At 53.1% G+C, this 14158-nt stretch carries 16 protein-coding genes; 4 read left to right on the top strand and 12 right to left on the bottom strand.

What is annotated here, in order from left to right; all coding sequences use genetic code 11:
- Nucleotides 1–49: 49 nt before the first annotated feature.
- The 11 genes from HO274_RS00575 to HO274_RS00525 all read right to left on the bottom strand — a co-directional run bounded on the left by HO274_RS00575 (nucleotide 50) and on the right by HO274_RS00525 (nucleotide 9049).
- Nucleotides 50–2500 carry a VirB4 family type IV secretion/conjugal transfer ATPase gene (locus HO274_RS00575; RefSeq protein WP_273120554.1) on the bottom strand — a complete coding sequence of 817 codons (2451 nt, stop codon included), beginning with the start codon at nucleotides 2498–2500 and terminating at the stop codon, nucleotides 50–52.
- The gene (gene trbD / locus HO274_RS00570) at nucleotides 2497–2796 is read right to left on the bottom strand and encodes a conjugal transfer protein TrbD (RefSeq protein WP_273120553.1); all 300 of its coding nucleotides are present in this window, start codon (nucleotides 2794–2796) and stop codon (nucleotides 2497–2499) included. The genes HO274_RS00575 and trbD overlap by 4 nt, the downstream gene beginning before the upstream one ends.
- Complete coding sequence (locus HO274_RS00565) at nucleotides 2793–2981, bottom strand: hypothetical protein (protein WP_273120552.1); 189 nt, start codon at nucleotides 2979–2981, stop codon at nucleotides 2793–2795. Before HO274_RS00565 ends, trbD begins: the two co-directional genes overlap by 4 nt.
- Entirely contained in the window at nucleotides 2981–3322 is a 342-nt protein-coding gene (locus HO274_RS00560; protein WP_273120550.1) for a TrbC/VirB2 family type IV secretion system protein, read from the bottom strand. The genes HO274_RS00565 and HO274_RS00560 overlap by 1 nt, the downstream gene beginning before the upstream one ends.
- Nucleotides 3323–3626: 304 nt before the next feature.
- Complete coding sequence (locus tag HO274_RS00555; RefSeq protein WP_273120548.1) at nucleotides 3627–3881, bottom strand: YciI family protein; 255 nt, start codon at nucleotides 3879–3881, stop codon at nucleotides 3627–3629.
- Between the two features lie 15 nt (nucleotides 3882–3896).
- Nucleotides 3897–4169, bottom strand: a complete 273-nt coding sequence (locus HO274_RS00550; protein ID WP_273120546.1) for a nicotinamide mononucleotide transporter — start codon at nucleotides 4167–4169, stop codon at nucleotides 3897–3899.
- Nucleotides 4170–4178: 9 nt separating this feature from the next.
- Nucleotides 4179–4862 (bottom strand): DNA/RNA non-specific endonuclease, encoded by a 684-nt coding sequence (locus HO274_RS00545; protein WP_273120544.1) that lies wholly within the window; start codon nucleotides 4860–4862, stop codon nucleotides 4179–4181.
- A 146-nt stretch (nucleotides 4863–5008) separates the two neighbouring features.
- The gene (locus HO274_RS00540) at nucleotides 5009–5590 is read right to left on the bottom strand and encodes a S26 family signal peptidase (RefSeq protein ID WP_420537368.1); all 582 of its coding nucleotides are present in this window, start codon (nucleotides 5588–5590) and stop codon (nucleotides 5009–5011) included.
- Nucleotides 5587–7521 carry a type IV secretory system conjugative DNA transfer family protein gene (locus tag HO274_RS00535; RefSeq protein WP_273120542.1) on the bottom strand — a complete coding sequence of 645 codons (1935 nt, stop codon included), beginning with the start codon at nucleotides 7519–7521 and terminating at the stop codon, nucleotides 5587–5589. The genes HO274_RS00540 and HO274_RS00535 overlap by 4 nt, the downstream gene beginning before the upstream one ends.
- A gap of 102 nt (nucleotides 7522–7623) precedes the next feature.
- Nucleotides 7624–8904 carry an ArdC family protein gene (locus tag HO274_RS00530; protein ID WP_273120540.1) on the bottom strand — a complete coding sequence of 427 codons (1281 nt, stop codon included), beginning with the start codon at nucleotides 8902–8904 and terminating at the stop codon, nucleotides 7624–7626.
- Nucleotides 8897–9049, bottom strand: a complete 153-nt coding sequence (locus tag HO274_RS00525; protein ID WP_273120538.1) for a hypothetical protein — start codon at nucleotides 9047–9049, stop codon at nucleotides 8897–8899. Before HO274_RS00525 ends, HO274_RS00530 begins: the two co-directional genes overlap by 8 nt.
- Before the next feature lie 424 nt (nucleotides 9050–9473).
- Between HO274_RS00525 and hxsA2 the strand changes: the two genes are divergently transcribed.
- Genes hxsA2 through hxsC form a run of 4 tightly spaced genes read left to right on the top strand, consistent with a single transcriptional unit; the run spans nucleotide 9474 to nucleotide 12685 of the window.
- On the top strand, nucleotides 9474–9758 hold the full coding sequence (gene hxsA2 / locus HO274_RS00520; RefSeq protein ID WP_273120536.1) for a His-Xaa-Ser repeat protein HxsA2: 285 nt from the start codon (nucleotides 9474–9476) through the stop codon (nucleotides 9756–9758).
- Nucleotides 9758–10066: a hypothetical protein gene (locus HO274_RS00515; protein WP_273120534.1), complete on the top strand. Its 309-nt coding sequence runs from the start codon at nucleotides 9758–9760 to the stop codon at nucleotides 10064–10066. The genes hxsA2 and HO274_RS00515 overlap by 1 nt, the downstream gene beginning before the upstream one ends.
- A complete protein-coding gene (gene hxsB, locus HO274_RS00510; RefSeq protein WP_273120533.1) occupies nucleotides 10059–11519 on the top strand; it encodes a His-Xaa-Ser system radical SAM maturase HxsB in 1461 nt (486 codons plus the stop codon). Before HO274_RS00515 ends, hxsB begins: the two co-directional genes overlap by 8 nt.
- Entirely contained in the window at nucleotides 11513–12685 is a 1173-nt protein-coding gene (gene hxsC, locus HO274_RS00505) for a His-Xaa-Ser system radical SAM maturase HxsC (RefSeq protein WP_273120532.1), read from the top strand. Before hxsB ends, hxsC begins: the two co-directional genes overlap by 7 nt.
- A 125-nt stretch (nucleotides 12686–12810) precedes the next feature.
- Here hxsC and HO274_RS00500 read toward each other — a convergent pair whose 3' ends face one another.
- Complete coding sequence (locus tag HO274_RS00500; RefSeq protein WP_273120531.1) at nucleotides 12811–14088, bottom strand: IS701 family transposase; 1278 nt, start codon at nucleotides 14086–14088, stop codon at nucleotides 12811–12813.
- Nucleotides 14089–14158: the final 70 nt, after the last annotated feature.

Raw genomic sequence — 14158 nt, 5'->3', positions numbered from 1 at the left:
GAACGAATCCGCCGCGTCGGACGAAACGCTTTCCGCCCGGTTTCCGCTTTTACCGATAGGATTCCCAGACTTCCGCCGCCTTGATTTGGCCACGGTGACGCAGCCACTGGCCGGGCCAACTGTTCCCATGCTTGCCGTGTAATTCCCGTATCTGCGCGATATCCTCCTTGCCGGAAGCACCGACGAAGGCCAGTTCAACCGGGCCTAATCCCAGATGGAAAAGCCGCCGTCCCTCGGGGTGGATCACATAGTATTGGCGCTTGGGAGTGGCTCGGGCGATGATCTCGATCTGACGGTCGTTGAGTCCAATCCCCTGATACATCGGACGGATGTTCTCGGTCATGGCTTCCGGATTGGGCAACAGGATTTTGGTGGGACAGGATTCATAGATCACATCCGCAATTCCGGATCGTGTCAGGTCTGTCAGGCTCTGGGTGGCGAAGACCACGGCCACATTGGCTTTTCTCAAGACCTTGAGCCATTCCCGGATCTTGGCCTTGAATGCCGGGTGCCCCAGCATGACCCATGCCTCGTCCAGAATCAGCAGAGTGGGCTGTCCCCTGAAGCGTTGCTCGATGCGGTGGAACAGGTAGGTCAGTACCGGCAGGACCAGTTTGTCTCCCTTGTTCATCAAGCATTCCATTTCAAAGACCTGAAAGGGATCCTCATCCAGACTGTCGGTTTCCGCATCCAGCAAGTGCCCAGCCATCCCTCTCAGGGTGTAGGCCTGCAAGGCTTCGCGCAGAGACTGATCCTGAATCAGAATCAGGCAGTTGGTCATAGTCCGTTGGGCCATGACTTCGGTAGATGCCCCAAGCTGGACCACGGCCCGGTAAATCTCCTGGCGGTGGCTGGGGAGAATTTTCATGCCCTGGAGTTCACAGAGTTGTTCCAGCCATTCGGCAGCCCATGCCTGTTCGTTTTTCTCATCGACTCGGGCCAAGGGACAAAAGGCCAGATGGGCATGGTCACCGGCAATGTCGTAATGTTGCCCGCCCGACGCCAATACCAGAGGAAGCATGGAGTACCCTTTGTCGAAGGCAAAGACCTGGGCCTTGGGATAACGGAACTGCTGGGCGGCAATCAGACCCAGCAAGGTGGATTTGCCGGACCCAGTGGGGCCCAGAATTACGCTATGCCCCAGATCTCCGGAATGCAGACTCAGCCGAAAGGGCGTACTGCCATCGGTCTTGGTGTAAATCAGCGGTGGACTGTCCGGCGGGTAGAACGGGCAAGCGTTTTTGTCAGGGCCTGCCCATACCGAAGTGAAGGGCAACAGGTGAGCGAGATTCAGTGTGTGAATGAGGGGCCGACGCACATTGGCTGAAGTGTTCCCCGGAAGGCTCCCCAGATATGCCTCCACTGCATTGACATCCTCGATGCGCACTCCGAACCCATGGTTCTCGATGAGCTTGACCACTTCACGAGTAATTTCATCCAATACAGCCTCGTTTTCATGGGACAACAACAGTACGCTGGTGTAATACCCATAAAGCACCATTCCGCTGGAGGCTTCCGCCAGGGCCTGTACCGCATCATTGGCCATACGGTCCGCATCGGCATTGATGTGGGTCGCCTGCCCTCCGGCGTTTTCGCGCATCAGGTTCATCATGCTCTTGCGCTTCTGGGCCCATTTACTGCGGTACTGATTCAGGGTTTTCTCGGCCTGACCAGGATCCAGATAGATGAACCGGTTGCTCCAGCGGTAGGACACCGGCAATCTCGACAAAAAATCCAGAATCCCCGGAAAGCTGTGCGGGGGAAGTCCCGTCAATCCGATGCAGGAAACATTCCTGCGTCCGACGCGAGGCACAAACCCGGTGGCAAAATCGTGATGCCCCAGGATGGCATCGAGGTACATGGGAATTTCAGGCATGAGGAACGGGCGACCGGCCGGATCCGTGGAGACGCACTGCTCCAGGTGGGCGAGTAGTGGACTGCTGATCTCCTGTGTGACCGGGTCTGTCACATCAGCCAGACGTTTGATGTGCAGAAAACTCGAAAGCCTGCCCTCGATCTCGCGAATCTGATTCTTGAAGCGTTCCAGATTCCGTTCTGCTGTCGCGACGACACGACCGTCCACAAACAGGTCGGCAGTCTTTCGGGCAGCATCGGGCATGGGGAACCAGGTCAGGGTCAAGACATAGCGGCTCCCAAACCCCACATGGGTAGATTCGTGACTGCCCCGTCGTACCTCATCAATCAACCGGGTGGTGCGGTCAGCAAAAGCACCTTGGGGCGCATAGCCTGGAGCGGGGGCCCGGATGGCATCGCAATGCAACACCCAGCCATCCTCCAATTTCAAAGCCGTGTTGATTCGTGCAGCCATGGCCTTGAGTTCCTCCGGGGTAGCCGAGTCCAGGTCCGGCCCGTGATAATCCCAGGCGGCCATCAACCCTCCGCCCTTGGTCATGACGATACCGTTGTCCACCATGGCCGCCCAGGGCAGCAGGTCGGCCAAGCCATAGACCGCCGAACGGAATTCCTTGAGTGCCCTCATGTCTTGATCTCCCTGATCTTGGCGTAAGGGGTTGCCCTCGCCGGATAAAAACGTTGGTATTTCATCAACCGTACTCCGGTTTTTGATAATTGCGGATCGTAGGTGGCAGCCCTGCTCAAAGCCCATTGCCCAACCGTCCAAAGGGTAATGCCAATGGCCGCTGCCCAGAACTTTGCGAGAGAAAAGATAAATACCCCAGCCAGAATGCCTAGCATAAGCACCAGATTCCGTTCACCGCCCATCATCAGGATGGGACGGTTCAGGGATTCGTGAATTGGCGTTGTGAAGTCGCTCATTGAAAATCTCCATGAATCTTGGCCATCATCTCTACGAGGTAGGCAGTTTTGCGCAGGGCCACAGCGATTTCCTTCAAACTGCGGCCCTGATCCAGAAGTGGCTGAATGATGAGAGTGAGGTCCAACTCTCCAGGTGAGTTATCGTCCGCACCTGTTCCGCCCTTATTCTCTTGAGGGACCATCATCAATAGATCAGCGTACCGGTCAGCCCCATAGCGGCCAGGAATCTGTCCCCAAGGACGATAAATGCCACCCCAAGCACTACATAGAGGGCCTTCTTAGCGATTCCGCCCAATTCTTCCCCGAATACCAGAGCAGCGCCTGCGGCCAGAAAGGCAATGACGCTGATCGCGGTGGCCACTGGACCGGTTAAATCACTCTGTAGCGTCATGATTGCGCCGTCCCAAGGCAAGCCACCAGCCCCAGTGGCGAAGGCATTGGAAATGGTGGCCAGAAAAACCGCCCCAGTCATACCGGCACGGCGAACAATTGGGTTACAAACCGTATTGCGAATCGAGTTTTTCATACTGTTCCGTCCTTTCAAGAGTTGGGCCTCGATATGAGTACCTTACTCAGACTCGGGGATGAGGGAACGGGAGGGTTTTTTCCAGAGCGCGAGCCGGGAGAAACAATATAAAGCCATGACACCCCGATGGAGTTGTCTCGCAGGGTGGAAGACACATGGCATATTCTCGTTTGCGCCCATAAGTTAACCGGAGGGCTCGGTACGGTGGGACTGATATGAGTTTGGTGAGGCGCACACCTGAAAGACAGAGGGTGCGCGCCTAAAGAGAAAAATTCGAAACTGGGGTTCGGTTATTTTGCTGCCCTCACTTTGCATTCCATTCGTAGACAGTGACTATTGAGGATTTGGATGTATGGACTGGATCACTAAAAGCCAATGCTTTGGCTTCTTCCATATCAGCAGCCTTGATCAGGTAAGCGCCACCAGACTTGTCTGTAAACGGTCCCGCCAGTTCAAGTTTCCCCTGCTGTCTCAAACGATCCAGGAAAGCATAGTGGTCGTCGATGACTGATGTTTGAAACTGAGGCGTGCGAAATGTTGTGACCAAATATCGATACATTATTGTCCTTTTATCCTATTCTTGGTCAGATTCTATGGGGAGATGTCGAAAGAGGTTTTGATCGAGTTTTTTCCAGTGCCTCAATGCGTAGATTGATGCCATCCCATAGTAAAAAAACAGTGCTGCTGAACCCCATGCACCTACCACCCAAGAAGTATAAATCATGAGTGCGTTCGTCACCATCCAGAAGTAAAACCCTCGGGAGTCGCGACGCGCATTGAAAATATTGCCGATCACGCCGGTTACGACAATCACGGCCTGGAGAAGCGAGTTATCCGGATCAATCATCCTTTCCCCCTAAAATCCGAAAAAATGGTTCGGCTTGGTTGAGTGCCGAACAAAATGGTTGGACTCTCTGGGTACAGGCAGGTCCAGCATCCCAAGATTCTTGATGCCGGGGAGAAAATCTATCCCGGTTAACTGAGTCAACTCAACAGACGAGATCACCTTGTAGGTCTGTCCCTGAGGTCCATTGACATTATTCTCAAGGTACGCCGCCGCTGCGTGACGCTTGGGGTCGTATATCAGTTTGAAAATTCCGCTGGGCACCGCAACACGCCGATGCAAGTAGGACGTATCGCCCTGGAACACGGGTCCGGTGAACACATAAATACTGCCTTCCCGCTTGGCCATGTGTCGGACAGCCCCCTCGATGTGGGCGTGGAGTTCGCGGTTATTGTCTGGAGCCTGGGGGACCATGTTCGAGAGTACAAAGGTGTCGTATTCGGACTCTTCGTCCCAACTGTCCGCATCGGGCGCCATGTGACCACGATCAAAACCAGAACGCCGAAAATCTTCAAGTTCCGCGCGTTGGTCATGAGTCAGCCGGTCGTCGGGGCGAAATGAATCTATACGTTTCTGTTGCCGTTTCTGATGTTTGACAATGTGTTCGGCAGTAATATGTTCGACCGAATAAAGTGGCACTCGCAGTACGGGTGAATACTCGCTGGCAAAACCGCCATGGGGAGCACACAATTCCATCAAGTTATTCCGGTCGGAAGGGTTAAGAACAGTGGGCTGTATCCCGTCCGGGTATTGCTCTGGACAAAGAGACACAGCTGACGCGAGCCCAGCAACAGACAACATTGCAATGGATAAAAGTAAATTTTTCAATATAGTTCCTTTGGTTACAAAATAGCGTTGCGACGTTCAAGCAATCCAGATGGCTTGGGTGACACCCCACGAATTTGATTATCTTTGATTGGCCCCCAGTACCGGCTATCAAAACTTTGCGCCGCTTGCTCTGGCCAAGCACCACTTCCATAAACCCAGTACTGGTGGGAACCTAATGTGATCGTGCCGGTTTGGTGTGGCAAAATTACCCAAGGAAATTGCATCGATCCTTCCATCTGGCCGCTGTATGGCAACTGGCGATGGTTGATCAGAATCCCATTGGGACTTACCTCAATGACATCCCCAGGTACTCCGGCGATGGTCTTGAACATAGACATTCCCCCGTTCGGACAATCGCCTTGCATATAGAATGGAAATCGCTCGGGAGTTACTGCGTCGGGCGGACAGAATTCTACACGGCTTCCCCTGTGAATCACAAAGTCAGACCGCATGGGTTCCATGCGGTATAACCCCAATGGTTCACTCTCGGTCAGATTGATGCGCCAGCCCGTCTGCAGAATCGTGAAGGATGTCATGGCCATCATGATCAGTATGCCCACGGCCATATAAAGCCGACGCACTGTACCCGCATTCATGATTTCCGTCCTGTCGTGGTGGCCGCCCCCAACTTGATGCGCTCACTCAGAGCCGCATCCTGGTAATACCTGATTTTCTGGCAGTAAACCGGGGCATATCCCGCCACGAAGACCAACTCATCGTCTGGTGGCAGGCGCATGCACTCGTCAGCAGTGAGTAGTGGCCGCTGGACGATCTGTTCATTGGTGTTGACATGCTGAAGCACCACGGCCAACCGGTTCCCGGAATACTGACGCTGGGTATGACTCACGGTAGATTGTCCTGCCATCTTCGAGAGCAGTTCGGCGGTTTCGATCTTGTTGGGCGCATAGGCCACCCGGATGTGGCAATTGCTGATGACGGATTCATCCTTGCCGTAGGCGGCAAACAACTGGCTCAGATCCTGCACGATCAATAGTGCCTTGAGCCCATACCCCGCAATAAAAGCCAGCGCCTCCTGAAAAATATCCAACTTCCCCAGACTGGGAAATTCATCCAGTACCAGCAGCAGTCGATGAGGGTAGCGGCTTTTACTGGCCCCACCGGTATCAAAATCCATGCTTTCCGTCAGCCGTCTGACAACCTGGTTGATGATCAGACGCAAGAGCGGTTTCAGCCGGTCCTTGTCGCTGGGAGGAACCACCAGATAAAGTGAAGTTTTTTCCGGGACTTTCTGTCCATCCATAACCACACCGCCCATAAGGCTTTCCAGCGTGAAGTCTGAGGTTCGCGTGTTATTGGCCACGATGGGATCGCGATACAGGGACAGGAAGGATAACGCCGTGGACAATACGCCTGATGCCTCATTCGGAGCCTTGTTCAGAAAAGACTGGCTCGCCTGGGCGACGGCCTCCCAGCCAGTAACCAGATGGGGATCGGTAATGGTCTTGCATTTATCGATGGCGATATCCCGGATAAAAGTCATCACGGCTTGGGAGCCTTCCGGCGGTTGATCCCCTTCCTTCTGCTGACTGGCGGCTTCCCTGGCTTTCTGATTGGCAATGTCGCGAATTGCACCGCCATCCGACAAAATGGCTTGAACTGTGTGTAGACAGCGTAATTTGGTGTCAGGGCCAGTAGTATCCCAATACAACAGGACAAACAGTACGACCCCGGTCATCAGATCAAAACCGGTCTTGGCCCAGTGGTCATTGAGCCCCTTGCCATCCGGATCCACGATCATGGTGGCGATGTTCTGAACATCCTTGATCAGATTGGCATCGAGCCGGATTTCCTGTAACGGGTTGAACCGTGCGGACTTTTCAGAAGTGGGGTCAAACTTGATGACCCGTTGTCCCAGTACCTTTTGGCGAAACCCACTGGTTAGTTCCCAGTTTTCTCCCTTGATGTCGTGAACCAGTACGGACTGATCCCAGGAGAGCAGGGTCGGAATCACAATCCCCACCCCTTTCCCGGACCGGGTCGGAGCAAACACCATCATGTGTTCTGGCCCCTTGTGCCGCAGGTACTGCACATTTCCCTTGTCCTCAAAAGCCCCGAACAGAACACCTCCCTTGTTATGCTCGTCGGGAAGGATCCCGGCCTTTTTGACCTCCTCAGCCGTGGCCCAATGAGCGGATCCATGCAGGTCATTGGTTTCGGCATCCGCTTTGCGCGTCCGGCGATAGGCTACTGCCACCGGCAACACCAGAGAAAAGAACCCCCCCACGCCCATGATGATATGAGCCCGTGTAAAGATCTCCATGGTTTGAATGCTGTATTCCTGCCGGTCGAATTTCCAGGTCCAAACAAGAATGTCGAAAGGAAAGTAGGTATACGGCATCATGGGTGTGCCAAGCCCAGGATCAAACCCCAAAGCCCAGGCCGCGTACTCGGTTGCAATCCAGCAGGAGAGCAATACGATCATGACAAAGAGCCCCAGCCCCACCCAGACAAAACGGGTGATGTCATGTTGCGCCTTGGGAATATGATACAAAGCAATGTTGTTCACGGGGATCACTCCAAGAAAAATGGCCCGTGTCGTGGGCCAAACGGCGAGTACCCAACCTTGGAGAGGATAAAGGGCTACTCGCGCAGCAGTGGTTACTACGCCTTAGCGCTCCAGGTTACGGTTATGCCTGACTGGGATACGCGGAAGATCTGGCATATTCTCTTTGGGCACATCCAACACGGGATGCTGGCGCTCCTGTTCTACTTTGAAAGTGACCGTGTTATTTGTCGGTCCGGTGCGTTGTGACGGGTCTGCAACCTTCTGTTTTTCTGAACTCACCTGATCGACTTGTGCATTCTCCATCGTCACCGTAGATTCCCTGGTGTGGTCGATCTGCAAGTCCCGTTCCTTGGCTAGGACATAATCCACGGCCTTCCCAGCTTCTGCGGCCGCCCGAAAGATTTCGTGCTTGTCCTTCTTGAGAACCTCAGACCAGTTTTTGACATAGGCCTGGTGTTGCGTCATATCGTGGGGAATGCCGGTTTGTACCGCCATAAAAGCACTGAAAATCTCGGCCCGGAGTTCCTCTTTGGCATACCCTTCCGATCCAAACCGGTGGCCACCCGTAATTCCCTCCCGGTTCAGACGCTGGGCAGCCCCTGTGGCATGCCCGATTTCATGTAGGGCTGTTCCGTAATATCCCTCAACTGTTTTGAAACTCTGCCGGGGTGGCAGTGAGACTTCATCGCGTTTGGGAGAATAAAAGGCGTGTTCGGGATGCTCGGCAAAGCCCAGGCTATCCTTTTGCATGGCCGCCATGATCCGCTCGGCTCGCTCATTCGTCGGAATTTTGTAATCAGGGAGTATCAGGGGAGGAAGTTTCTCCAGATCGGTACACTGTTCCACATTGAAGACTACATAGGAACGGGCCACAAATCGGTCAAGATTCTTATGGGCCTCGTCCCAGGAAAGCGTTTTATCCTTGTGGAAGACACTGATCAAACTGTTCGGAACGGACTTCGTTGCGGCCGTGTCCTTGAATTTCCCGAGATGGACGATATTTCCTTCCTCCCCGAAGACCTTGTGGGTTTGACCTTGATGCCACACACTCGTATCTCGGCGGTGATAAAAAGGCTCTTTGCCACAGAATTCGATGGGAATGCCTTTTTCTCCCCTGGTGACTTTCCCGCCCAGTTCGCCGATTTGCCGGAATGTCCCAAACCGCGGATCTGTGTATCCCCGAGCGTTTTGTTCCAGCATCAGGATCAGGCTGTTTCCTCCGTTATATTCACGCCCGGTATCCATGTTGCGGGGCATCCCGTGTTCAAGGGATTCCCATGGTTTTTCCCACGGAATTTTGCCCTGATCCAGAGCCTCCAGAAATTTGTCTGTAATTTCCTGTCGAAGATCCCGAGGTTTCTTGTTCTCCTTCTCTTCAGTCATGATCAGCCCCCTTCACGATGTTTTCGTCATCGTCGTTGTCTTTCAGCGAGAGTCCGTAGTCGCCTACCGGATCCTTGCCAACGGGAACCTCCCAGGTCATGAATTCATCTGTGGGATCTGCAACTAAAAAATGTGGGGTATCCATACAGCCTCCTCGAAAATGGCCCCGAGTGGGGCCCTATCAAGACTCTGTGAGGAGGGAACGGCCGATTTACCCAGATGTTCGGCGTCTGAATTTTCTGATGGAAGGTACGGGCCTGTGCACTGCAAAAAGTCATCTTCTGGGCACGCAAAGGAAAAGACGCATCTACGCTGGACTGGCCAGACACGAAACTGGGCACCGATTAGGGGAGTGACCGGTTTGACGACTTGTCCACGGGTGTGGGCGTGCACGCGACGAACGCGAACGGCGGTTGGCAAGTCAGGTCGTTCTCCCCACATTATTTGCAGGGGGCTGCTCTTTGGAAGTAGAATGAAAAAACTCAGAAAGTGAAGCGACAACTATCCTGAAGAACGCCGACATCGGGCTGATTCAACCTTAACGCAGAATAACTACATTGGGGGATGCTATGAAGAATAGCCGCAAATTTCTTGTGCCTCTGGCAGTTCTTGCGAGCATGTTCGCAACTGATCATGCCTTTGCTACCGTGAAAAGCAACTCTGACTCCATTGAACCCAATGCTACCGATGCAGTTAATGTCGCAGCCAAAGATGTTTTGATCATGGGCGATTCTCAGAAGCTGTTCAAATTCATCCTTAGGCGCAATGAAAAGGGAACAATGGTTGCAGATCACTATTCCCATGAGTCTCATGCCTCGCACGCTTCTCATAGTTCTCACTATTCCGGGTCTTGATGAACGAACAACCAACCTTGCTCAAGTTTGATGAGCGGGCGTATTCTGTAGAGGCCGTACAGAAAGCAGCGTACCGCCATATGAATGCCTTACTGGTAGGAATTTCGCTGTGTGATGGACTGATCCAGTGTTCTATTGAGCCCACCTCGGGCACGCTTGGGGTCGCCTTCGATCTGGCATTAGAAGATTTCCAGAAGGAAGTCTTGGATCAGCAACTGCGCCTGAAACTTAAAGCCGAAACAGAATCCGTTCGCAATCTCATATTAGGCATAGCCTTTTCTCGAACAGGTTTACAGGGTGGTGAGTAAGTTTCAAAATTTCGAGGCCTATCAACCGCCACTCCAGCAGTACAAACTGCTACCGTTCAAGTTCGACAGGTTAAATGACGAGGAATACCTGATCACCAATATGGTGGGCGAATACCACATTGTTCTGAGGGATGTGCTTGCATCCATAGTGGGCCGATGTTTGCCTCCTGATCATCCAGACTACCCAAACCTTCGTGCAAAGCATTTCATACAGGAAGATGGTGAGATTGCCCCGGCAGAGTTGCTTGCGCTAAAGCTCCGCACCAAGTTGGCTCGACTGGCAAACTTTACCAACCTGCACCTGTTTGTGGTCACCTTGCGTTGCGACCACAGTTGCCCATATTGCCAAGTCTCCCGTCAGTCTTCCGACAAATCCGCCTACGACATGACGCAGGAGACTGCTGACAGGGCGTTGGATTTCGTGTTCAAGTCGCCATCACCTGGCATCAAGATAGAATTCCAGGGAGGCGAACCCCTGCTGAATTTCGAAATGGTCAAGTATGTCGTGCTGAGAACAAAGGAACGCAATGCACACTTCGGCAAGGATCTGCAATTTGTCATTGCCACAACCATGTCGCTGCTCACGGACGAAATACTGGTGTTCTGCAAGAAACATAAAGTCATCCTCTCGTCGTCCCTGGACGGCCCCGAAAATCTCCATAACCAGAACCGTCCCAGACAAGGCAAAGATAGCCATCGGAAGTTTGTGGAGGGACTGGAGAAAGCGCGATTGGTTCTCGGCTACGATCAAGTATCAGCATTGATGACGACGACAGAAGCGAGCCTTATTTGGGTCAAGGAAATTATCGATGAGTACCTTCGTTTAGGTTTCCAAGGGATATTTCTCCGTCATCTGTCACCGTATGGTTTTGCCATCAAGACCAGAAAATTCATGGCCTACGATGCAGAGCGCTGGCTGGAGTTTTACAAAGAAGGTTTGGACTATATTCTCGCCCTCAACAAGGCGGGAATCCGATTCGTTGAACACTACGCCGCAATCATTCTCACCAAAATGCTTTCTTCGACTAACCCTGGATTCGTAGATCTGATGAATCCGAGCGGTGCCGGAATTGCCGCCATCGTATTCAATTACGATGGTGCGGTCTATGCGTCCGACGAAAGCCGAATGCTGGCCGAAATGGGTGATCAGACTTTCCGCCTCGGACATTTGGCGGAAAACACCTATGAAGAAATTATCCTATCTGATGCGCTCTTGGATGCTTTGGAAGACACCTTCACGTTGAGCGTTCCAATGTGTTCTGATTGTGCGTTCGAACCATACTGCGGTGCAGAGCCTGTATATCACCATGCGATCCACAAGGATACGGTGGCGAGAAAGCCAGAGTCCGCGTTCTGCAAACGCAACATGGCGATCTTCAAGCACCTGATCGGGTTGATGCAGAGCGATGAAGAAACCAAACGGATCTTCCTTGGATGGGTTAACAGGTGCTGAAACTTGGTGGAAAAGTGAGCGGGGTTCAAAGCTCGGAGAATTCGGGATCACGGCTATACAGCATTTCTACCAATGCTCTGCTGCCAGGCGTGCTCAAGGAATCCAAAGCCTATCTAGTACAGGACGACAAAATACCAGATGGATTCGCGCATTATCTGATACTTGATTCAATGAATGGTTTGGCAGCCAGCTTACCCAAGAACGTGGATTACACCCTCCTGCCGGATGACTACGCATATCTTGGTGACGAGGATGTGATACGGCTTTCCCAGAATGGTGGCGCCATTCGGGTGCTTTTCAGAAAATCTTCACATAGCAACAGCATTCTAGTCACCGAGCGGTGTAACCATTATTGTTTGATGTGTTCCCAGCCCCCTAAGAATGTAGACGATTCCTGGTTGCTTGATGAAATCGAGCAGCTTATCCCGCTCATTCCCAGAACTACGCGGGAGATCGGCTTTACCGGGGGAGAGCCAACCCTACATGGTGAGCGATTTCTGGAAATACTCCGGACCACCAAAAGCTACCTGCCGTGGACTTCGGTCCATATCCTGTCGAATGGACGCCGTTTCAAGGAAGACGCGTTCGTAAGAAGTTACGCTGGCATCGAGCATCCCGACATGATGGTGGGAATCCCGATCTATTCTGATGACCCTGCCTTGCATGACTTCATCGTGCAAGCCAAAGGCGCGTTCGATGAAACGGTACAGGGTTTGCTTAATCTGAAGCGCATGGAACAGAAAGTGGAAATCCGGGTGGTCATCCACCAGCAATCGACCAAACGGCTCAGCCAGTTGTGCGAATTCCTTGCGCGCAACCTGCTTTTCGTGGATCACGTTGCCCTGATGGGTCTTGAGATGACTGGTTTTACTCGCGCAAATCTGGACAAGCTTTGGATCGATCCCTATGAATACAAGGATGCTCTGAGCCGGGCAGTGGAAATCTTGGCGAGCTACGGAATGAACATTTCCGTCTATAATCACCAAATCTGCTTGGTAAATGAGGATGTGCGGCCTTATTACCGAAAATCAATCAGTGACTGGAAAAACGAATATGCTCCCGAATGTTCAGGTTGTACCATGATAAGCGAATGCGGGGGATTCTTCTCGTCGGCCATCCGACATCGATATAGCAAGCATTTAAAACCATTTCAAGAAATTTCATGATTAATGCAACGGGACTGAACTTTAGACATACGCCTCTCCCAGCCACCCAGGATTTTCCATGGTGGTGAGGTGGGGAAAACACGAAACAGGGCGATTCGACAATGATGGACAGGGGGTTGCGCGCCTCAGCACTGCAATCGTTGATCCTGAGTGGGGAAAGGCATCACGAAATTCCCCGACTTCGGGTTGTAGGCATGGCGTACGGGAAGTCCGATAAATTGGATGCGCATCCACTGACCGAAAAGTCCCGCCGTGATCATTGCTCCCTTGCGCCAGGGCGCGATTTCCATCAACGGAAAGGATTCCCACAGTTTCAGGGCGAGCAATTGGGTCAAGGCATAGGCTGTGGAACGAATCTGCATCCACAGTTCCAGAGCCCCCTTCGATTGTTGCCACAGGTTCGTCACCCCCCACCATCGCTTCAGGTTGTGGAACAAAGGCTCGATACCCCAGCGTTCGGCGTAGATTTCCACCACGGCCTGAGCCGACAATTCCGTCTCGGTGGCCAGAATCAGGCGCGGACGCGACCAGGTGTTGTCGTCCTGACGCATCTCGCACCACACCGCCCGCACGGGCACCCCCTTCAGGAATCGCGCCACGGTGATGGCCGAGCGCAGCCGGACCCGTTGCAGTTTGCCGTACAGCATCAGATTCATTTCCTGCGCTGGCAATGTATCCAGCATGGCTGCATCGAGCCGCTGCCCGTATTTTCGTTTCGGCCCCCGGCGTTTCGGTTCTGGTTCCGGAGGCAGGTAGAGTGCCGTATCCCGTCGCACCTGACCAATGATGCGTACCCTCTGTTCGAGCAAGGGCAGAATCAAACTCTTGCGCATGAACCAGGCATCGATCAGCAGACGCGCTTCCCTGACATTCCCTCTGACCGACTCGATCAACTGCCGAGCCACCCAGAGTTTGCCGCGTTGGCCGGATTCTTCGACCAACCAGGAACGAATTGGGATGGTCAGCGCCGAACCCAATCGGACCCGCACCACCAGGGCCAGTGTGACCCAACCTTGACTGTTCAAAAAGGTGGGCCGGTTGGCCTTGTGGCTGTGATCGTGTTTGACGCTGATCCCCGGCCCTTTCTTCGCGCAACGAGGAACCAGCGTATCGTCGATGATCAGGTTGACCAGCTCGTTTGGAAAAACTCTTTGCGTCAATTGCAGCAATTGAATGGACAAGTCGGCGACCGAGACATTCGCCCGCTCGATCAGTTTGTAGTAGGTGGTCCAGTGCGCCTCGCGGCGAATGGCACCGATGGCACGAGTGACCCAGCCTTCCGGGTTGAGCATGCAACCGATCAGAAGTTCGACAAAGGTTCGGCGGGAACGGGGTGGAACGGCGGCCAAAAGAAAGGAAATCCATTCCGAGAGCAGCAGACAGACCGAGGAGGTAAGCGACATGAAGAGGGATCAGGGGTTGAAAACCCTTCATTGGTCGCTGCGCTACCCGCTTCAAAAACAACCCCGAGCG

The organism is Ferrovum myxofaciens (assembly GCF_013181415.1).
Taxonomy (GTDB): Bacteria; Pseudomonadota; Gammaproteobacteria; order Burkholderiales; family Ferrovaceae; genus Ferrovum; species Ferrovum myxofaciens.
The sequence above is the reverse complement of the archived record's forward strand: the minus strand, read 5'-3'. Positions and strand labels throughout refer to the sequence as shown.